The sequence below is a fragment of the Amycolatopsis sp. NPDC004169 genome, from assembly GCF_040610315.1.
Taxonomy (GTDB): Bacteria; Actinomycetota; Actinomycetes; order Mycobacteriales; family Pseudonocardiaceae; genus Amycolatopsis.
On record NZ_JBEXMD010000008.1, the window covers coordinates 201182 to 221260 of the forward strand.

Genomic DNA, 20079 nt, shown 5'->3' on the forward strand with positions numbered 1-20079 from the left:
TTCCGAGCTTTTACTTCGCCTGTACGCGATCGGATAGTTCGGTGGGCTGCTTCGATCGGCGTCGCGATGCCTCGTGCGAGCGGAGGCGGTGGCCGAATCGCGTTTCGAACTGCGGCCTGGGCGCGATGGCGCCTCGATTACAGGTGCTCGGTGGAACCTTCTCGAACCATGCTTGCTTGTGGTTTCGAGATGGCTGCAGGTGTCTTCGGAGGGCGTCGCGTAGTGTGAGGGGTCAATCGTTGCGGTCGGCGGTGGCTGGAGGTGTCCGTGACCGAGGATAGTGCGTGGGACCATGAGGACCCTGAACTTGTCCGTTGGATCGAGGAACACCGCGTCAAAACCCTCAAGGCATACGAAGCCGATACACTTTACCTGGGCGAGCATGCGAACCAGGAGGACAGCTACAGGACCGGAGGTTATTCGCGACGTCAAATTATCGAACTGGTCCAGAATGCTGCAGATGCGCAATACAATGACCAACCGGGTCGAATTGAACTCCGCCTCGTCGACGGTGTAATGTATTGTGCGAACGAGGGGCAAGCGTTCAGTAGGCAGGGCCTCGAGGCCGTCTGCCATGCGTTCCTCAGTGACAAGCGTGACGATGCTATCGGCCGGTTCGGTCTCGGCTTCAAGTCGGTTCTGGGTATTACCGATAATCCGGCAGTCTTCAGTAGATCGGTCAGCTTTGACTTCAACGCGGCTCGGGCGGCGGCAGAACTGCGTTATCTCGATCCGGTTGCGACGCGATTTCCGATCTTGCGTATGCCCGCCCATCTGGACGTGATGGAGGAGGCTCGCCGAGATTCAGTGTTGGCTGAGCTGATCACCTGGGCCACTACTGTCGTCCGTTTGCCGTTGTCAGCGCACGTGGACCGAATCGAAAGCGATCTTGAGAATTTCCCTCTCGAGTTTCTTCTCTTTACGCCGAAAGTGTCCACGCTGCGGATCGTGAGAGGGCGACCCGACGGCAAATCCGTCGATCGGGAACACCGGTGCACAGTTCTCGCCTCCGGGGTTCGCCGGCTGCAGACTGAGGGGGGCGAATCGGCGGATTGGCGCGTGTGGCAACGATCGCACAGTTCGTCGCCCGAGGCGCTGCAGGAGGTCGGCGATGCAATCCGACGCGAGACGATCACGGCGACTTGGGCGGCGCCGCTGAACCCGGACCGCGCTGCATTGGGCCGCTTCTGGGCGTACTTTCCCCTCGGAGAGACCACGTCACTGCGTGGCATCCTGAACGCACCATGGCAGATCAACGACGATCGCACCAGCCTGCTCCAAGGCCGCTTCAATCGCGAGATACTGGAATCGATCGCAGCTCTGGTGGCCGACGGTCTGCCGCAGCTCGGCAGCTTGAATGACCCTGCGCAGCACTTCGACTACTTGCCGGCGCGCGGCCGCGAAGCACCTAATTTCGCCGATCGATTTCTGGCCGAACGTGTTCCCCAGTTGGTTGCCGCCGGACCCTGTATTCCAGATCGTCAAGGAGTCCTTCGCCGGGTCGACGAACTATGGTTTCCACACCAAGAGAGGATTCGACTTGACCCGGAGATGCTTGCTGTCTGGTACGCGGCGCCGGATGGTCCGACATCGGTTCCCCACATCCAGTGCTTTCGAGGAGCCATTCGACAAGCTAAGCTGCGGACTCTGATCCGCGCTGACGACGCGCGCGCGGCCACCGTCGAACTGGACGCTCCAGTCTGGCTCGAACGCATCGTTAGTTCTGCGAGCGATGAGCAATGCGCAACCGCTGTCCGAGTGGTCGCATCAACGAAGGATGTCGATACTCGAAGCCGGTTCCTGTCTGCAAAGATTCTGCCGGATGAAAGTGGGCGCTTGTGGGCGCTCAACGCGACGGGGAACGTATTTCTTCGTGGTGACATCTTGACTGACCAGGCGCAGATCAGCCTGGTGCGGCAGTCTCTTTTGGCTTTTCCGGATATCGAACCTATTCTCCGCGAATTCGATTTCAACGACGTTGATCCCGGTCATGAGTTGGCGAAGCTGACCAGTGCGGCTATCAGGAAGTGGAGTGGCACTGAATGGGGTGAGTTTTGGAGACTCGTCTCTCATGTGCAAGAATCAACTGCCGAGAAACACCTGGAAAACTATCTGGCAGAAGGGCGCAGGCTCAAGGTCAAATGCCGGGACGGGTGGTGGCACTTCTCGGACGAGGTCGTCGTCGCCGGTACCGTTCGACCAAAAAATCCCGCCATGGTTTTAGATGAAAAATTCCATAACGATCTGAGTCCCGTCTTATTGCGGAGGATCGGCATCGTCGCGCAACCCGTGATCAGTCGTGCCTTGGCGTACGACTCGACAAATCTGGAGTACTTGCGGAATGCTCGCGTAAAATACTCTTCGACGTTGCCGGCGCGCGGGCGACCGCCCGAAAAAGAACTGAACTTCACTGAAGACGCTCCGGTCGGGCCTCTGCATATTCTCAGAAGGTTTCGTGATTCAGGTGACGTCGATGCATGCACGGGTTGGACTCGCGCACTTCTCGAGCTCGATGTTCCCGTGAAGTGGAAGTTCGGACGCATCAATCGAAGATCGTATCCGCCAATGGATTTTCTTGCACCCTCGGTATGGGCGGCGGGAGAATACGGACTGCTTGCCACGTCCTGGGGACCACGTCCGGCGGCGGGCAGCGTGGCTCGAGCGCTCGCGGCATATGCGCCGCACTTGCCCGTTGTCGAGTGGGAGGCTGCTGACAAGCTGTCGCTACCTGCTGCCCTGGCGGACATAAGGGCTGAGGTCTGGCGCGAGTTCCTCGATCGAGTTCCGTCAGATGGGAATCCGTGGTCTCTGGGTTTCCTTGTGGCGGAGGCGGCCAGAACGCTGCCCGGCAAGGACGCGCCGGACTACTTGCCCGCTATCAGTGGCGCTTCGGGCTGCCGGGTACCTCGAGGAGATCTTCTGGTCGCCAGGACCGAGGACGAGCATCGGGTCCTCTCCAAGCGGCGGTCTGCGTACATCGCCGTTTCCGACGTCACACTCGCCTCGTTGCTGGTCGAAAAGTGGGGCTGTACCTTTGCATCCGCACGATTGAAAGTGGAGGTGTTCTCGGAAAATCCGGCCGAGCCCGTTGTCGTCCTCGACCGCTATCGAGGCCTTCGACCGCTCGCGCACGGGGCACTTGACGATGTGGAGCTGATCGAGTGCGGCGATCTCTTCAGGCAGATCACCGGACCGGACGGATCGGACCGGGAGCCGGTAGATGTGCTACGTGACGGCAAGATTGTCTACCACCGCGCAGATATCGACGACGAAGAGCTGATCGAGCGACTCGCCGCCGAGTTCCACATCGATCTCACCACGAGCTTGATTGCCCGGATCCTCGAGGATTCGCAAAGCGAGGCGGTGCAGAGGTCCATCGCGCTGTGTCGAAGTGAACGTGACCACGCTCGTAAGCTGCTGCACCTGCTCGATGCGGAGAGAATGGAGACCAGACTCCCTACTGGTTTACTGGACACCGTCCGCAAACTCGAAGACGACAGAGATCCGACGCAGATCGCATGTCTCCTGTTGGACGTGCACGGCTATGACGTGCTGCACGAGTTACGCCACGATCTAGAGGCCATGGGGTTCCCGGTGCCCGATCGCTGGGCGGGAAGTCCACCTGCCGTGGGCTTCGTTCGTAGTCTCGGCTTCCCATCCGAGTACGCCGGGGAGCGTGGCTCGCACCTCGAGCCCGACTTGACGGTGCTCGGTCCGCCCCGGCTGGGTGGTCTCCATTCGTATCAGCAGGAGTTGGTCGACAAGATTCGAAGGCTCGTCGCCAGTCGGGGCAGAGGGCTGCTTTTTTTGCCTACGGGCGCAGGGAAAACACGGGTGACGGTGCAGGCATTGGCGGCAGCTTTCATGGAAGATGAGCTCGCAGGCCACTTGCTCTGGGTCGCCCAAAGCGAGGAGCTCTGCGAGCAGGCCGTCCAGACGTGGAGCACAATCTGGCGTGATTGCGGCGATGGCCGCGCAATGCGGATCTGCCGTCTATGGGGCCGCAACGAAATAGCTCAGGGCGAGGACGAACTCATGGTCGTCGTGGCCACCGACGCGAAACTTGCCGCGAGCCGAGACAACCCGGACTACGCCTGGTTGGCAGACCCCACTGCAGTCGTGATCGACGAAGCGCACGAGGCGACCGGTAAAGATTACACTGAACTCCTGGCCTGGCTCGGGCTGGACGTCGGTCATACGGCCAGGCCCCTGATCGGGCTGACCGCTACGCCGTTCAAGGGCAACAGCGAGGAGATGACCCGGCGGCTGGCGAGACGGTTCGGCGACACGATGCTCGACGTCCTGGGTGATGATCCTTACGGCAAGCTCCAGGAGCTGAAAGTCCTCTCACGGGTCGAGCACCGTATCCTCGACGGCGGTGCAGTGGTCCTCGACCCGGAGGAGGTCGAGGCCACTCAACGCACGCGTCTGTTGCCGTCGAACGTTCTGGAGCGACTCGGTCGTGACGAGGAGAGGACCCTGCGACTGGTCGAACACATCGCAAGCCTGCCGTCGGATTGGCCGGTCCTTGTGTTCGCTGCTTCGGTCTTGTCGGCCCAGGTCCTGGCAGCGCTCCTGCGAGTGCGAAAGATTTCAGCAGCTTCGATCAGCGGCTCCACGCGCATCCATGAGCGACGGCGAAGCATCGAGCGATTCCGCCGTGGTGAAATCCGAGTGCTCACCAATTGCAACGTATTGACCCAGGGTTTCGACGTGCCCGCCGTAAGAGCGTTGTATATTGCCCGTCCTACCTTCAGTCCCAACGCTTACATACAGATGGTCGGGCGTGGACTGCGTGGTCCGGCGAACGGCGGTAAGGCCGAGTGTCTCGTGGTGAACGTTGCGGACACCTTTGGCCAATTCGGTGAGCGCCTGGCGTTCAGGGAATTCGACTATCTATGGCAACGACAGGGGGGAAGAGAAGCATGAAGATGATCCCGGCTCCGGAAAGTTTCGGACGGGTGAACAGTGCTGCAGAACTGCGGGTGTCCCAACTTCTGGCTCAGGCCGATCTCGGTGTACCGACCACTTGTTTGTACTCGCTGAGATTGCCGGAGCACGAGTACAAGCGAATGTCCGAAATAGATTTCTTGATCATCTGGGATGACACCGTACTGGTCGTCGAGGTGAAGGGCGGCCGTGTCAGCCGCCGAGAAGGCCTGTGGACATTTACTGATCGCTACGGCAAGACGCACGAGAAGCGCGAAGGTCCCTTCGAACAGGCGTCCTCCGCAATGTTCGCGCTGGAACGCCGTCTTCTGAACAGACTGCCGCACCTCGATGTGGCCTTCGGCTTCCTCGTATTGACCCCGGACCAGGAACTCGACCCGGACATGGAATGGGCGCCGCAACAACACGGTGGACCACGCACCATGAGCGTCCGTAGTGTCGAACAGGCTCTGCGACGCGCTCGCAACTTCGCACATGAGCGTCTCGGGCATCCGGTACGAGGTGGTGCTCGCTCGGAGCTTCTGTCGGTATTGCGCCCGGACTTCGACCGGGTGCCGAGTTTGGCTGCTCGGGCTGCCGGGTTAGAGCAGGAGTACGTTCGGCTAGCCGAACGACAGTACGACTTGCTCCTCGGTGCCGAGAGCAACGATCGGATTGTGTGCACCGGAGGCGCTGGGTCCGGCAAGACTCTGCTTGCGGTGGAGACGGCTCGACGTGCTGCAGCTTCCGGCCGGAGCGTCGTGCTCACGTGTCGGTCCCCCCATCTGGCTGACGTGTTGCGGGACAATGTCGTAGGTACCAGCGTTGTATGTGGTGCGTTGTCAGAATTGCGCGGAACGGCGCGGGGAGACGTCCTCGTGGTTGATGAGGCTCAGGACCTCATGGACGTGGATGCCGTGTTGCGGCTCGATGCCCTGGTCCAGGGTGGATGGTCAGCCGGTCGTTGGCGGGTCTTCTGCGACCCCAACAACCAAGCCAACGTCGATGGCTCGTTCGACAAACAGACATTCGACGAACTGGCAGCCGGCGCCGTATCAATCAGCTTGCCTTATAATTGTCGAAATACGTCGCCGATCGTGCTGCAGACCCAACTGATCACGGGAGCCGACGTCGGAGTTGCCAGAGCGGGAGCGGGACCCGCCGTCGACTACAGGCGCTATCGTGATGACGAGGAAGAGGCCAGTTTGCTGGATGCGCAACTGAGCCAGCTGCGGCAACAAGACGTGAACCTGGCGGATGTCGCCGTAGTGACTCTTCGGGATCGCACAGAAGAGAGCTCCGCGCTGCGAACAAGGGCGTTCCGAGCAGGACGGCTCAAGAATGTGGTCGATCCGGGAAAAGGGCGGTCGGGAGTTGCCCGCCTAGTCACCGCCGCTCAGATCAAGGGGCTCGAGGTGGCTCATGTCTGTATTGTCGATGTCGATGGTACTGCCGACCCAGTCCGAGCAGCACGGCTGTATGTCGGGATGACGCGGCCGAGGATCAGCCTGTGGCTGGCGTTCAGCGAAACGGCTTGGCGACAGATCGAGCGGAGTGGCGAAAGGACGAAGCCGTGACAGACCGCGATCCGGCCGGTGTTCGTGAGGATCTGCTCGGCTACCTGCGTGACCAATACCTGGGCCCTGCTTCAGGCCATGAAGAGATCCTCCACACCAAACCTGAACATACCTACCTCGTCGGGACGTTGTACCCCAAGGGGCCTGCGGCCTCGCAATTGTATGGGGACTCCCTCGGAGAGGACGCCCACGACGAGGAACTCGACGAACCCATCGAGATGGCCAACAGCTGGCATCCGGCCTCGGCTGCCATCTCATTCCTGCATGACGGCACCGAGCTGCGCTGTGAGATAACTGCCGGCACCTACGAGAAACTGCCTGAGAAGGACCCGGCGACACGGCGCGATCGATGGTCGCGCCGAGCGTGGAGCGATGAGGTTGTCCTCAGTGCAGAAGGTAGCCTCGACGACAACACAGTCGACGTTTTCGGCAATCGAGCCAGGTTGGTGTGCGTCTGGCGTCGAACCAAGGCGGCCTGGCTGGTCACGGTTGCGCTCGAAAACCTGGCTGAGCACGACGAGGCCGAATCGCCGCCTCCTACCGATCGGTGCCTGTTCCAGGTCGGATTCGCCTGTCACGTGCAGAACGGTCGGATTCTACCTTACCCGAGCAGTACCGACCTGTCTGATGATCCGGAGGACCAGGAACTGCGCCTGATTTATCGGCGGCGACGCATCTACGGGATCGGCCATGGATGCTCCATCGACTGGCTGGCAGACTCTGATGGAGAAGTCCGCACAGTGCGCACAGAGATGCTGCCGACCAAGATCGTCCCAGGCGTCGCTCGGCCTTCCGACGCGGGCAAAGTGCTCCGCATGTCCTATCTGGCAGATGAGTCGATCGAAACAGAGACCCTTGTTTTTCATCTGAAAGAATTTGTCGGCAGGTACGAGGCTTGGATTGCCGACCGTGAGCGGGAGTCCGAACTTCTGGAGCAGATCCACATGCCTGCCGCTGACCGTATCCTTCGCAGGATGCGGCGGGCAGTCAAGCGGATGTACGCAGGAGTAGATCTCTTGCGCGACGACGCCAAATGCCTTCTGGCCTTTCGTCTCGCTAATGCGGCGATGTGCGAACAGGTGCTCCAGTCGCAACACGTGAAGACTCATCCCGGCGAGCTCGGTGCGCCGTTGATGGCCCGCGACTCGGCTGTCGACGACCCCACTTGGTACCACTTCCAGCTCGGGTTCCAATTGTTGAGCCTTGCTTCGACCGCCGATGGTTCACACGCTGATCGTGGCGTCGTCGATCTGATCTGGTTCCCCACTGGGGGCGGGAAAACAGAAGCCTATCTCGGACTGGCTGCTTTCGAAATGATCCGCAGGCGGCTTGTGGATGGTATGCGCGGAGGTGGCACAGCGGTGCTCACCCGCTACACACTCCGGCTTTTGACCAGTCAACAGTTCCAGCGCGCGGCGACGCTGATCTGCGCCCTGGAGCAGCTCAGAGGCAAGCGCCCTGAGTTGCAGAGTCTGCCGTCTTTCAGTATTGGATTGTGGGTGGGCGGGGATACTACGCCGAACGACTATGGCAAAGCGTTTGCTGCGGTTAAGGATGTTTTCCTCGCGCAGAAACCGAAAAACCCATTCCAGTTACAGAACTGCCCTTGGTGTGGAACGCTGATCGTGCCCAAGAGTCGACGGCCGAGTCTCGCTGGCGGCGGGCCCAACCCGGCATACGGCTTCAGGGCCACGAAGAATCATTTTGAACTTTTCTGCCCTCATTCGGAATGTTCCTTCCATGAAACTCTCCCGATAAGGGTTGTCGACGATCAGATTTTCGCGGATCCGCCGACGCTCCTTTTGGCGACCGTGGACAAGCTTGCTCGGTTGCCCTGGGTGAAGGACGCGGGTGCGGTGTTCGGAAGAGGTGCCGTACCCTTCGATGCACCGAGCCTTGTGATCCAGGACGAACTGCATCTTCTGTCCGGGCCATTGGGAACGACAGTTGCACTTTACGAGGCCGCTGTTCACGCCTTACTGTCCTGGGATGGAAAAACTCCCAAGATTGTCGCGTCCACCGCCACAATTCGAGCCGCGGATCATCAGGTGCGCAGTCTGTACGGCGGCTCTGTCGAGCTATTCCCTCCCAGTGGCTTGGATGCAGACGATAACTATTTCGCCCGTACTGACAAGAATGGCGCGGGGAGACTCTATGTCGGTTTGATGCCGCAGGCGTTCACGCAGGCCTCAGCGACAATCTTAAGCAGTGTGGCGATTCTCCAAGCGCCCACAGTGTTGGGATTGTTCGGCAAGGCATTGGATGCGTACTGGACGCTGGTCATCTACCACAACAGTCTCCGTGAACTCGGGCGGACGGTAACGCAGATTCGAGACGATGTGGATACCATGCTGCAGGCGCGGAGCACAGAGACGACTGCTGCCCGTAGTTTGCGAGGCGACGGAGTCGTGGAGCTCACGAGCAATGTCCACGCTGATGATCTGCCCGAAATCATCGCCCGCCTGGAACAGAGTACAGAACAGGGGGACGTCGTAGATGTCCTGGCGACGACCAACATGCTGTCGGTCGGCATCGACATCGGGAGACTGGGGGTGATGCTCATGAACGGACAGCCGAAGACCACGTCCGAGTACATCCAGGCCACCAGTCGGGTTGGTCGTTCCGCCGCGGTCCCCGGCTTGGTCGTGACTCTGCTCCGTGCAACCAAGCCGCGGGATCGGTCTCATTACGAGTCGTTCCGGGCCTACCACGAATCGCTCTACCGTTATGTGGAGCCCACGAGCGTTACGCCTTGGTCGCTGGCTTCTCGAGAGCGATCGCTGCGCGCCGCCTTCGTCATGCTCATCCGGCACGGGGTCGGGCTTCGCCGCAACGAACAGGCAGGCGACTTCTCCATTGACGACCCTATCGTTCGGACGGCCGTCGAACGACTGGCCGAGGCGGCTCGCCGGGCCGATGAGGACGAAGCTGAACCAAGTGGGCGCGAACTGCGGCGAATTGCCCAGGAGTGGCACGATCGTGCGGCGGCCGTCACCGAGCGGGGAGAGCGATTGTACTACCAATCCAAGGAACATGCGGCCTTGCTGAAGGATTTCGGTGCGCGGGGTGAGGGGTGGCCGGTCGCGCACTCGATGCGGTCGGTCGACCGGCAGGTGCGGATTCTGGCTCTCGGTGAGGGGCGTCGATGAGGACTGTTCGGCTGAGTCAGACCGTCTCGCCCTTCGGCGTGGGCGCCATCGTCGATGTGATGGGCGAGTCCCTCATGGGCGTCGACATCAGCGAATGGCAATACGACCGCACTGTGCAGGTGAAATCCAAGCGGCTCGAAGAGCGTCTCGGAGTACAGGAATTGCGTACGCCGCCGAGCGTGCCGGCGAGACCGTCGATCCACAGTCCAGGAATTCCCTATCAGCGGTTCCCTCGTTGGCTGTTCTGCCAGAGTTGTCGCAGGATGCACCATTATCGGATCCAGCAGGAGACCGGTGATCCGCCCCTGTGTGATCAGTGCAGGAGCAAGCTGGTCCCGATGCGATTCATCGCGGTCTGCGCCAGCAAGGGGCATGTCAGAGACATTCCGTGGGACAGATGGGCGCACTCGACATATGAGTCGGAGGCCCAACGTCGTTGTCAAAAGCATGTGCTCATCTTTGACATGGCAGTAAGGGGAAACGAAGGCCTATCCGGTCTTGTAGTGCGTTGCCGCACGTGCGGCGCTTCCCGCGATCTGGGAGAACTTCCAGCCCGAGGAGCGTTGGGAAGGATTGGCGTCTCCTGTTCGGGAGGGCAGCCATGGCAACGCAACATGGCAGCATGCGATCAGCCGCTGGAAGTCTTGCAACGCGGCGCGACAAATGTCACGTTGCCTGATACGACTACCGCTTTGGATATTCCAGAGCCAGCTGAAGGTATGCGGAATATTGCTGCGGAAGTGCGGCAGCACCGGAACTTCGAAGATGTGCGCAGCGCCCCACAGGGGCCCTTGGCGTCGGCCTTGATCCAACTGATTGCACAGAATCTCGAGATCGATGAGAGTCAAGTCCGTCAGGCATTGGTCGGCGATCCGGACGAGGGCTTGCGAGAGACGCGACGTGGTTTACTGAGTGATGAGTGGGACGCCTTTCTCGAGGCCGCCGGATCGGGCGGCGAACCTGTAGGTACGCCGGAATTTGTAATCAGTGCCTCGGAATTCGTACGCGCTGGTGTCGGCACCCCTCCGGTGGTCGAACTGTTGGGTGAGTCTGTCGACGCAGTGGTGCTTGCGCACAGGTTGCGCGAAATACGGGTGCTGCACGGGTTCCGTCGCTACTCGCAGGATGCGGATCTCGTCGACGTGCACCTGGGACGGCGGGGACGTGGTCGATGGTTGCCGGCTGTCGAGTCTTTCGGGGAAGGGATATTCCTTTCGCTGAATCAGGACCTTCTTGGTCGGTGGGAGCAACTTGACGAAGTTCGGTCCCGGGTGGCGGTACTTGAGTCGCGGCGACGGCGCAGTATCATGGGAGCCAGGCTTATCGAAGCGACTCCTAGATCTGTATTGCTTCACACCTTGGCTCACCTTTTGATGCGACGGCTTGCTTTCTCTTGTGGTTATTCTTCTGCCTCATTGCGAGAGCGCATTTATGCTGAGACTGCTCCGCGTTCGGAGGCTGGACTTCTCATATATACTTCTGCTGGTGATTCCGAGGGGACCCTTGGAGGCCTCGTTCGCGAGGGAGAGGCTCCGAGGCTCGCTCGCACCCTGATTGCGGCCATTGAAGAAGCTGCATGGTGTTCGGCAGACCCGCTCTGCCGAGAGAGTCGCGGTCAAGGGTTTAACAGCTTGAACCGTGCAGCTTGTCATGGCTGCTGCCTTGTTGCTGAGACGTCGTGCGAGCGGTCCAATGTTCTATTAGACAGGGTGCTACTTATTGGAGATGGCGAGACGCCAGGTTTCTTCGAGAACGTTCTTCAAGGTCTTCGAATCGCGACGGTGGAGCGATCCGGCGAACTCTCAGAGGAATGATTTCCGGATGGTGAACGACAGACGCAGCCGCGAAGGCGCATGTGGGTTCGAGTCCATCGCCGCGAACGAATGAGGGCTGCGGGCACAACTTTGGCAGCGGACCGGTGGATGCGGCGAACGCGATGACGGTGTCGAGCAGGTCTTCGGCGCGGACACCGTCGACACTGACGTTGAGGATGTCCAGGCGCCGGGGCCTTGTCGGTTCCGTTGAGGTGCCCCCTGCCCGGAGCAGTCGCTAAAAGGCGGGCTGGTAGATCCAGCTGAGCAGCGGGCGGACCGTGCCGGGTGGGTGCCGCCCGGGGGCGTGAAGGAAGACGCTGCCATGTTCGCCATGACCCGGCCACGCAGCGAGATGCCGGCGCTGCCCCGGATCACGCTGTTGGCGCCGTCGGCGGCGACCAGGTAGGCGGCGTCGAGTGCCTCCGTGGCGGTTTGCACGACGATCCTGCCGGTGCCGGCCTCGATCGCGGTGACCGCGGTGCCGCGGCGGAAGTCGACGAGCGGCTCGCGCTCCAGTGCCGCCCAGTCCGATATGGGTGACCAGGAACGGGCTGTGCGCCTGGACCTCGGCGAGGCGGGCGGGGTCGGACAGGTCGATCTCGCCGAGCGGCTCGGTGAGCCGGGAGCACCACCGGATGACGTTGACCGTGTCGTTGGGCGCCGCCAGCGCGGTGATCTCCGCGGCCAGCCGGGTGACGCGTGGTGCCAGATCTCGCGTGAGCGGGCGTTGACGACGTGAGCCGCGGGGTGCATCAGGGGCTGGTCGCGGCGTTCGAGCGCTCGCGATCACGACCGGTGCGGTGCGCATGGGCCTACAGGGTCTTCCAGGTGATAGCTCGCTTGTTCGCCCGCGGCGTGGTGCCGGGCCGGGTGCCCGCGCCGGGCCGGAAGAGCTCGGCCGGGTCGTCGCCGCGGCGCAGCCGCTCGAGCAGGTAGCCGGAGTCGAACTCGGTGCCGATCGGGTTGGCGACGCACTCCTCGCCAGCGAAGTAGGCGGCGGTGGCGTCGGCGGTGGGGAAGTTGTCCACTTGGAACTCCAGGCGGATGCCGTCGGGGTCCTCGTAGTACAGCGAGGTGGTCGGCCCGTGGTTGATGGACCAGACCGGGCGGATGCCCGCCCGCTCGAGTCGCTCGTAGGTCGTGAGCAGTTTTTCGAGCGACGCGACTGGACGGCGAGGTGGTCGATCCCGTGGACCTTGCGCCGCAGCCGGGCCAGCGGGAGGAGGTACCGCAGGATGCCCAGCACCGCGATCAGCCAGCAGGTGGTGCTCGCGGTCCCCGCTAAGGAAGGCGCCCTGCCGGTCCTGGGGCACCACGCGGGCGCCGAAGACCTTGCGGTACCAGGTGGTCATCTCGTCGAGGCGGGCGGTTTTGACGACCCAGTGCGCGAGGAAGTCCGGCGCGGCGTCGTTCGCGGGCCTGCTGGTGCCGGCTTCCATGAGCGGTCATTTCAGGGGGCGGTGATGGTGGTGCGCTGGCGGTCGAGGTCGGTGGCGCCGTCGGGGCTGCGGATGCTCGCGGTCACGACGTCACCTGGCGCCCTGGCACGGGACGCGGCAGGGCGTGGTCACGGGGTACAGCAGCTCCATCGACCCGGTCGGCAGTCTCGGAGGTCGACCGACGGCCGCCGCCAGTCGTCGGCGCCGTCCCGACGAGGTCCGCGCTCGAGGCGTAGTCACCGGTCAGCGGCGACAGGTCACCGTCGGCGACAGCCGCCCACCGGATCTCGCCGGCGAGACGGTAGCGGGCGAGGTGGATCACCATGCCGACAGTGCAGCGAACCCGGCCCCGGCGGCGCTTGGCCCGCGGTGTAAACCGGCCCACCGGCGATGGGACCAAGGTCCAACGGGGGCCGTCAGCGCGGGGGTGGCCTGCCCCAACACGAGGTCGCCGAACTCCTCCGCGAGCGCCAGAGCGACGTGCAGCTGCATCCGCCGGACCTCGATTTCCCGGCCTCGCATCTGCCTGCCCGCTGGATGCGGTACGCCACCGTGTTGCGCAGCAGCTCAGCCGTGGTGTTCAGGCTGCGTTCGGTATCCAGGTAGCACTTGAGAGTGGTGCGCAGGGTGGTGGTCTCCTCGCCCTATCCGGCGAGCCCACCCAGCTCACGGAGCGTGAACGGGCGCGCCTCGTCGAGATCAGTGCTGAGCATGGCGATCAGGTCCAGCTCGGCGTAGTCGAACAGCCACCGGCCAGCGCGGGAAAGCATCCCGACCCGGGCGGAATCGACGGCCTGGGCGTGACTGAGCGTGAACCCCTCAGCGTCGGCTTCGGGCAGCCCGGCCGCCGCCCGGATTCCCAGCCGGGGCGTCGACGGCTCCACCGGGGTACCACGGACGCTCGACCCCCACGCCCACACCCGTTGCCAGCCGACGGGCAGGATCAGGGTGCCGGTCGCTCCGCCCGCCCGCAGCAGCTGCTCGGCGACAGCTTCCAGCCGCCCGGGGTCGGCTCGTTCGAGGTCGTCGGCCCACACCGCCAAGGCGAGGTGCCGGCCGGTGAGGTTGTAGCCCAGGACTCGGTGCGCGTGCTCGGCAGCAACCGGCTTTCCGGCCAGGAGCTCCTGCACCAGCTCCATGCGCACGGCGGCCGAACCGGTCACCCAGGCGGCGTGCGCACGGTTGAGCTGGGCTGGGGGGATCCATACGTCCATGTTGCCCACTGAGTCCCACCACCTCGATCCGGGTCCGACGTGTACTGACAGTAGTTTGCTGGTGGTCGTGGCAGCCGCGTTCGTCGATGGCGTGGCGGTGCGGCCAAAACGCCCAAGCGTGGAGGTAGTCGAAGCTCTTTATCGTCACAATAACTGTGTAACAGACTACGGTCGAGCCTGCGCCGCCGTATGTGATCAGTGTGGCTGCTGCGAGCGCCCAATTTCCGTTTTCGAATGCTCCTTGGATGTTGAATATCCGCTCGCTTGCCATGAAGCAGATGAGATATCTGCCTGGGGATTCATTCGAAATCTCACTCAACTTCTTCGGCTGTTTCTCCGTGTGGTAGATAGAAGCGGCTTTGGTGGCCGAAGCTGCAAGTAGTACCGACTGGAAGGAAGCTAGACATATCAGCGGGAAGGGCAGCAAGGCCATTCAGTCGCCAAGGAGAGCCAACTTGTCCCAGAGGGCGGATGTGCCGACAAGATATGCGGCCTCTGCTCCGACCAAGCCGAGGCTGAAGTTCATGTTCGAGGTCGAATCGGCGCGCTCCGACGGGTAGATGGCCACGAGCGCGGCTGTTGAGCAGTCATCGTGGCGCTTGCTGTTCATGTCTCACCTGGTGGCTGTCTAAAAGTAAGGCGTCGAAGTCGACGCTCACCTCGGCAACCTTTGTTCGTCGGATTTTTCTGAAGGTCTGTTCCATCTCAAGTGGGCACGGTCGTGCAACATTGCTCGATCATGAAACCCTGGATCGGCTCGTCCGGTAGCTGCCGGGTGTCGAAATGTCACTTCTTGATCATTTGTAACACTCTTGCCGTTTCGATCGACCTGGTGGGTGCTCAAGAATGAAGCGACGCATGTATCTTTCGAACATCATGTTTGCCGATGGCGGGGGCCAACGGGCAGCGATCGTGGCTGGATCGTTCTCGTGACCGTCGTTGTGATCGCAGTGCTTGCCCTCGTTGTCGCTGCCGCAGTCGCAGGCGATAACGTGCTTGACGAACTGACGCGGCGGATCCCCGCCTATCGCGCTGGGTGGTACAGCCTGCTGGTTGGCGGTCTTGGGCTGGTGGCACTTGGATTCATCGTGGCCAGCTTCGGGCTGGGGCTGACCGGAGCCCTTTTGCTGTTTCTGGTGTGGCAGGTCTCAGACCGCAGCGATCGTGTCTGAACTGGGCTGCGAGAACCGAGCGGCACCTGCGTTGGCAATGGTTATATCTTGGTTCTGCTCGCGGCATGAGCCCAATGCCGCGACCGTATACCCCGATCCATGCGCCGAGTGACGGGCGTCCCCAGTCCGCCGTGCTCGCGGGGCTGTGGTGGTGGGTAAAGCTGTCGAACGCGGCGAAAACGAACATCGCCGCACCGGCGAGCACAACGGCGCCACCGATTACGCGCACGATCTGTTAGACGGTTTTGGTGGCCACGGCACGTCCCACCTGTGGCCGACACCTTGGTACTCGGCCGCGTCGTCGCAGATGTTCCGCCTGGCTCCGTGAATCACCTGATCGGGGCAGCAACAAGCTGGCTTGAATCACTTGGCTTTGCGGGCCAAAAGGAGTTCTAGTTCCGCCAAATCGAGCGGTTCGGCTAAATGGGCGTCGAACCCCGCGGCTCGGCCGCGTTTGCGGTCGGCGTCCTGACTGAACCCCGACACCGCCACCAGGAGGGCATCCCGGTGCCGGGCGCTCCGCCGCAGCCGCCGGGCTATCTCGTAGCCGTCGATTTCCTCGCCGAGTTCCAAGTCGCACAAGACCACGTCAAACGTGCTCTCACCCGCGATGGCCAGTGCGTCGCCCGCGTTGGTGGCCACCGTGACCGTGTTCCCCCGGCGGCTCAGCATGATCGCGGTCATCTCGGCCAAGTCGGCGTTGTTCATCCACGAGGAGTATCCGCAGCGCCTGGCATGCTGCATGATTCTCGGCCGGCGGAACGGCCTCGGCGGTAAGCGGGATGCGGACGGTGAACGTCGCTCCGGTCCCGGGCCGTCGCTGTGGGCGTCGACATTGCCGTAGTGGAGCTCCGCGATGCCTCGGACGATGGCCAGGCCGAGCCGAGGCCGCTCGGTGCGCCGGTGCCCGTCGTGGCGCGGGTGAACGGGTCGAACAGGGCGGCCGCCAGCGCCGGGTCGAAGCCGGGGCCGGTGTGCTGACGTGCAGTTCCGCTTGGCCGTTGCGGACACGGAGGTGCACGCTCACCTCGGTCGTGTCGTCCGTGTGCTTGCGCGCGTTGTCCAGCAGGTTGGTCAGGAGCTTGCCGAGGCGGACGGGGTCGCCGTCGATCAGGACCGGCTCGGCGGGAAGGGTCACCGCGGGGCGGGCAAGGGACGCCGTCAGGTCGTCGAGTGCCGTGTGGACCATGGGCGGAGGTCCAGCGGGGTCCGTGTGGCGCGGAGGTTGCCGGTGACGACGCGGACGGCGTCGAGCAGGTCGCCGGTGAGCCTGCTGAGGGCACTGAGCTGGCGCTCCAGGACTGCCTGGGCCGGGCGGCCGGTGACGTCGAGCCCCAGCACGTCCAGCGCCGCGCTCGCGGACGCGAGCGGGTTGCGCAGCTCATGCGACAAGGTTGCGATGAACCGGTCCTTCGCCTGCTGTTGGGCCCGCAACTCCGCGGTGACCACGGCCAGTGCGGCGTTCGCGCCGCGCAGCTGCTGATTGGCTTCCTGCGGTTCGCGGGCGCGGGAGAGCAGGTTCGCCTCCATCTGCTCGACCTGCGCCGCCGCGCGTTCGCGGTCCTGGTCGCGCAGGGTGATCAGCTCGGTGACGTCCTGTACGAGGTGCACGATGAGGGGCACCCGCCCGGCGTCGTCGGCGCCCAGCTCCAGGCCGACGATCCGCTCGCGCTCGCTGCCCCAGCCGGTCAGGATGATCACCGGCAGGTGCGGACCCCACGCAGCAGGTCCAGCCCGTTGCCGTCGGGCAGCCCGAGGTCGAGCACCATGAGGTCGGCGTTGTGTTCGCGCAGCGCCGCGGTGGCCGACCGGGTGTCGGCCGCCGTCACGACCTGGAAGCCGTCGCGGCGCAGGGTAGGCGCCGGTCACGGCGACGAGGTCCGCTTCGTCTTCGACGCACACCCCGGCCATGTCGCGCCCGCTGCGCGTGGCTTTGATCGAAGCCAGTGGTGGGCAGCCGGTGCGGCTTGCGGGATCGCGGCGGTTAGGACGTGGGGGCCAGGAACTGCAGGCCGCCGACCCGGTGCATGGCGCGACGGTGAAGGCGATCGCGGCGCGGTGGGTTTCGCCGAACCGGACGGCTCGCCGTGGCCTACCGCGAAGCGTTCGGTGACCAGTCCAGCGTGCAGCCGAGCCACGAGTCGGTAGTGATGGTGGAACCGACTTGTGCCGCATTGCTCCGTTTGCCGCCCCCCGGAGCGGGTAAAGCTTGGGCACAACCCGTCACCAAGGGGCCACTCGCCGGTGACGGCGAGTGGGGCAGTCCTCGCCGGTCAAGCAGCTGGCCGGCGAGGATTGCCGCCATGTCACAGCTCGTGGCGGTTTTCGACGAGCCACGCCGCGACCTGGTGCAGCTTCATGTTGGTGCTCTGCGAGCTCTCCACGAGCAGCCGGAACGCCCCGACGGCGTCGATGTCGTGGCGCTGCATCAGGATGCCCTTGGCCATGCCGATGACGTCGCGGGTTTCGATCGCGGCGGTGAGCTGGGCCTCGGTCTGGGCGCCGACCAGCGCGATCGCCGCGTGCGTGGCGAACAGCGTGCCGTCTTCCACGGTCTGCCTGCTGAACGCGTCACGAGCGCGGGAGTAGAGGTTCAGCGCGCCGAGCGTGGTGTCGGTGACGAACAGCCGGTAGGACAGCATCGAGTGCACCCCGAACTCGGCCGCCGCGGGCGCGAAGGCGGGCCAGCGCTCCTCCGTGGCGAGGTCGCCGGTGGTGTACACCTGGTGCTCGGCGACGGCGTCGAGGCACGGCCCCTGGCCGACCCGGTACTGCACCTCGTCGATCCCCGAGACGACATCGCCGGTCGCGGCCACGGTCCGGATCGGGCGGCCGCGTTCGACCAGGGAGATCCCCGCGTACTCGGCGCCCTCGACGTGGTCGAGCGCGGCCTTGACGATCGCCGCGAGGGTGGTGTCGACGTCGGGCTCGGCTTGGAGGGTCCGGGCGATCGCGCTCAGCGTGGCACTCAAGCTCGTGCCCGTCTTGTCCGAATCGTCCTGCATCAGGGGGACCCCCTCCGTGCCTGCCCTTCGTCGAGAATTTCAGCTTAGCGAGGCGGCGCTCGTCCGCATTTCGGAGCCTTGACCTGCTGATTCACCGGTTCCCAAAGCCCAAGCATGGCTGCTCCACTCCGCCGATCGGCTGTCACACTTGCGCCGTTTGTCCCGACTCATCCGGGTACGGGCGCAACCGGCGTCCGTGCCCGAAAGGATGTGGACGACGATGTCCCCTGGCCCCCACCCGCGAAAGAGACCGCGCGCCCTCGCCGCCGCGGTCGCCGGTCTGCTCGTCCTCCCCGCGGTCGCCGCCGTGGGCGGCCCGGCCTCCGCCGCGCCGTCCGGGTGCAGCACCCGGACCAACAACACCGTGCAGCTGGTGCTCGAGTGCGTCACGGTCGGCGGTGTCCGCGCCCACCAGCAGGCGCTGCAGGGCGCCGCCGACGCCAACGGCGGTACCCGGGCCTCGGGTACGCCCGGCTTCACCGCGTCGGCGGCCTACGTGGAGGGCCAGGCGCGCGCCGCGGGCCTCAAGGTCACCACGCAGGACTTCGACTTCCCGTTCTTCCAGCTCGACAGCGAGACCATGGAACAGGTCGCGCCGCTCTTCCGGCTGTTCGCGCCGGGCACCGACTTCAGCACCATGACCTACTCGGGCAGCGGGAACGTCACCGCGGCCACGCAGGCGGTCGACCTGGTGGTGCCGCCGGCGCCGGTGCCGTCGTCGACGAGCGGGTGCGAGGCGGCCGACTTCGCCGGGTTCGTCCCGGGGAAGATCGCGCTGATCCAGCGCGGCAGCTGCGCCTTCGCCGTCAAGGCGGCCAACGCGCAGGCCGCCGGCGCGAGCGGCGTGATCATCTTCAACGAGGGCCAGCCGGGGCGCACCGACGCTTTCGGCGGCACGCTGGGCGCGCCGGGCATCACCATCCCGGTGGTCGCCACCAGCTTCGACATCGGCGTCAGCCTGCAGGGGGCGACGGTCCACCTGGCGACGAGCACGGTCAGCCAGATCCGGCAGACCCGCAACGTGCTCGCCGAGCTGCCCGGAGCGCGCACCAACGGGAACGTCGTGATGGTGGGGGCGCACCTGGACTCGGTGCTCGCCGGCCCGGGAATCAACGACAACGGCAGCGGCAGCGCGGCCATCCTCGAGGTGGCCAGGGTGTTCGCCAAGGCGAAGCCCACCAACACGGTGCGGTTCGCCTGGTGGGGCGCGGAGGAGCTGAACCTGCTCGGCTCGGCGCACTACGTGCAGAGCCTGAGCCAGGCGGAGCTGAACCGGATCGGGCTGTACCTGAACTTCGACATGGTGGCCTCGCCGAACTTCGCGAGGTTCGTGTACGACGGCGACGGTTCGGCGGGCCTCAGCAACCCGGGGCCGGCCGGTTCGGGCCCGATCGAGAGCGTGTTCCTGAGGTACTTCGCCGACCGGGGCCTGCCGACGGAACCGACGGCCTTCGACGGCCGAAGCGACTACGGCCCCTTCATCGCGGCCGGAATACCGGCGGGCGGACTGTTCACCGGAGCCGAGGGAGTGAAGACGCCGGCCCAGGCGGCCAGTTACGGCGGCACGGCGGGCGTCGCCTACGACAGCTGCTACCACCAGGCGTGTGACACGTTCGCGAACAACAACCTGGTGGCACTGGACCAGAACGCCGACGCCATCGCCTACGCGACGGTCACGTTGGCGTACAGCACGGAGGTGGTGAACGGAGTGCCGGGCCGGACGCCGCCGGGCGCGGTGCGCAACCCGACCGCCGGCCAGTCCGGCGATGTTGCCAAGTAG

At 63.9% G+C, this 20079-nt stretch carries 17 protein-coding genes; 8 read left to right on the forward strand and 9 right to left on the reverse strand.

Going from position 1 to position 20079, the window contains the following annotated elements; genetic code table 11:
- The first annotated feature begins 267 nt into the window (after positions 1-267).
- From ABZX11_RS13815 to ABZX11_RS13830, 4 genes are read left to right on the forward strand one after another with little or no spacing between them, the layout of a single operon-like run.
- Positions 268-4929 (forward strand): DEAD/DEAH box helicase family protein, encoded by a 4662-nt coding sequence (locus tag ABZX11_RS13815; RefSeq protein WP_354912986.1) that lies wholly within the window; start codon positions 268-270, stop codon positions 4927-4929.
- The gene (locus ABZX11_RS13820; RefSeq protein ID WP_354912988.1) at positions 4926-6506 is read left to right on the forward strand and encodes an NERD domain-containing protein; all 1581 of its coding nucleotides are present in this window, start codon (positions 4926-4928) and stop codon (positions 6504-6506) included. The genes ABZX11_RS13815 and ABZX11_RS13820 overlap by 4 nt, the downstream gene beginning before the upstream one ends.
- Positions 6503-9655 carry a helicase-related protein gene (locus tag ABZX11_RS13825; RefSeq protein ID WP_354912990.1) on the forward strand — a complete coding sequence of 1051 codons (3153 nt, stop codon included), beginning with the start codon at positions 6503-6505 and terminating at the stop codon, positions 9653-9655. The genes ABZX11_RS13820 and ABZX11_RS13825 overlap by 4 nt, the downstream gene beginning before the upstream one ends.
- Complete coding sequence (locus ABZX11_RS13830; protein WP_354912992.1) at positions 9652-11469, forward strand: DUF1998 domain-containing protein; 1818 nt, start codon at positions 9652-9654, stop codon at positions 11467-11469. The genes ABZX11_RS13825 and ABZX11_RS13830 overlap by 4 nt, the downstream gene beginning before the upstream one ends.
- Here ABZX11_RS13830 and ABZX11_RS13835 read toward each other — a convergent pair.
- Positions 11458-12003: an FAD-dependent monooxygenase gene (locus ABZX11_RS13835; protein WP_354913120.1), complete on the reverse strand. Its 546-nt coding sequence runs from the start codon at positions 12001-12003 to the stop codon at positions 11458-11460. The two genes, ABZX11_RS13830 and ABZX11_RS13835, sit on opposite strands and share 12 nt — an antisense overlap.
- Between ABZX11_RS13835 and ABZX11_RS13840 the strand changes: the two genes are divergently transcribed.
- A complete protein-coding gene (locus ABZX11_RS13840) occupies positions 11921-12208 on the forward strand; it encodes a hypothetical protein (protein ID WP_354913123.1) in 288 nt (95 codons plus the stop codon). The two genes, ABZX11_RS13835 and ABZX11_RS13840, sit on opposite strands and share 83 nt — an antisense overlap.
- A gap of 73 nt (positions 12209-12281) precedes the next feature.
- Here ABZX11_RS13840 and ABZX11_RS13845 read toward each other — a convergent pair whose 3' ends face one another.
- The 4 genes from ABZX11_RS13845 to ABZX11_RS13860 all read right to left on the reverse strand — a co-directional run bounded on the left by ABZX11_RS13845 (position 12282) and on the right by ABZX11_RS13860 (position 14732).
- On the reverse strand, positions 12282-12908 hold the full coding sequence (locus tag ABZX11_RS13845) for a VOC family protein (protein ID WP_354912994.1): 627 nt from the start codon (positions 12906-12908) through the stop codon (positions 12282-12284).
- A gap of 82 nt (positions 12909-12990) precedes the next feature.
- A complete protein-coding gene (locus ABZX11_RS13850) occupies positions 12991-13233 on the reverse strand; it encodes a hypothetical protein (RefSeq protein WP_354912996.1) in 243 nt (80 codons plus the stop codon).
- A 319-nt stretch (positions 13234-13552) separates the two neighbouring features.
- Positions 13553-14122 carry a hypothetical protein gene (locus ABZX11_RS13855; RefSeq protein WP_354912998.1) on the reverse strand — a complete coding sequence of 190 codons (570 nt, stop codon included), beginning with the start codon at positions 14120-14122 and terminating at the stop codon, positions 13553-13555.
- A gap of 433 nt (positions 14123-14555) precedes the next feature.
- The gene (locus ABZX11_RS13860; RefSeq protein ID WP_354913000.1) at positions 14556-14732 is read right to left on the reverse strand and encodes a hypothetical protein; all 177 of its coding nucleotides are present in this window, start codon (positions 14730-14732) and stop codon (positions 14556-14558) included.
- A 319-nt stretch (positions 14733-15051) separates the two neighbouring features.
- On the opposite strand from ABZX11_RS13860, the gene ABZX11_RS13865 reads away from it, so the two are divergent.
- Positions 15052-15294, forward strand: a complete 243-nt coding sequence (locus tag ABZX11_RS13865) for a hypothetical protein (protein WP_354913002.1) — start codon at positions 15052-15054, stop codon at positions 15292-15294.
- Positions 15295-15445: 151 nt separating this feature from the next.
- A complete protein-coding gene (locus ABZX11_RS13870) occupies positions 15446-15622 on the forward strand; it encodes a hypothetical protein (RefSeq protein ID WP_354913004.1) in 177 nt (58 codons plus the stop codon).
- 35 nt (positions 15623-15657) lie between these two features.
- Here ABZX11_RS13870 and ABZX11_RS13875 read toward each other — a convergent pair whose 3' ends face one another.
- The 4 genes from ABZX11_RS13875 to ABZX11_RS13890 all read right to left on the reverse strand — a co-directional run bounded on the left by ABZX11_RS13875 (position 15658) and on the right by ABZX11_RS13890 (position 18299).
- The gene (locus tag ABZX11_RS13875; protein WP_354913006.1) at positions 15658-16002 is read right to left on the reverse strand and encodes a response regulator; all 345 of its coding nucleotides are present in this window, start codon (positions 16000-16002) and stop codon (positions 15658-15660) included.
- A 453-nt stretch (positions 16003-16455) separates the two neighbouring features.
- The gene (locus ABZX11_RS13880) at positions 16456-16995 is read right to left on the reverse strand and encodes a histidine kinase dimerization/phospho-acceptor domain-containing protein (protein WP_354913008.1); all 540 of its coding nucleotides are present in this window, start codon (positions 16993-16995) and stop codon (positions 16456-16458) included.
- The gene (locus tag ABZX11_RS13885; RefSeq protein ID WP_354913010.1) at positions 16992-17123 is read right to left on the reverse strand and encodes a hypothetical protein; all 132 of its coding nucleotides are present in this window, start codon (positions 17121-17123) and stop codon (positions 16992-16994) included. Before ABZX11_RS13885 ends, ABZX11_RS13880 begins: the two co-directional genes overlap by 4 nt.
- 477 nt (positions 17124-17600) lie before the next feature.
- Positions 17601-18299, reverse strand: coding sequence for a GAF and ANTAR domain-containing protein (locus tag ABZX11_RS13890; RefSeq protein WP_354913012.1), 699 nt, complete (start codon positions 18297-18299; stop codon positions 17601-17603).
- 220 nt (positions 18300-18519) lie between these two features.
- On the opposite strand from ABZX11_RS13890, the gene ABZX11_RS13895 reads away from it, so the two are divergent.
- Positions 18520-20079: a M28 family metallopeptidase gene (locus tag ABZX11_RS13895; protein WP_354913014.1), complete on the forward strand. Its 1560-nt coding sequence runs from the start codon at positions 18520-18522 to the stop codon at positions 20077-20079.